This is a genomic window from Shigella sp. FC1967 (assembly GCF_001743005.1).
GTDB lineage: Bacteria > Pseudomonadota > Gammaproteobacteria > Enterobacterales > Enterobacteriaceae > Proteus.
Window position 1 is genome coordinate 1 of record NZ_MIIZ01001401.1, and the last position, 359, is coordinate 359.

The window sequence follows — 359 nt, forward strand, 5'->3', positions numbered from 1 at the left end:
AGAGGGAAACAACCCAGACCGCCAGCTAAGGTCCCAAAGTCATGGTTAAGTGGGAAACGAAGTGGGAAGGCTCAGACAGCCAGGATGTTGGCTTAGAAGCAGCCATCATTTAAAGAAAGCGTAATAGCTCACTGGTCGAGTCGGCGCGCGGAAGATGTAACGGGGCTAAACCATGCACCGAAGCTGCGGCAGCGACACTATGTGTTGTTGGGTAGGGGAGCGTTCTGTAAGCCTGCGAAGGTGTACTGTGAGGTATGCTGGAGGTATCAGAAGTGCGAATGCTGACATAAGTAACGATAATGCGGGTGAAAAACCCGCACGCCGGAAGACCAAGGGTTCCTGTCCAACGTTAATCGGGG

The 359-nt window shown here is 52.9% G+C and carries 1 rRNA gene; it reads left to right on the forward strand.

What is annotated here, in order from left to right:
• Positions 1-359: ribosomal RNA gene (locus tag BHE89_RS22450) — 23S ribosomal RNA — on the forward strand; the annotation flags it as partial.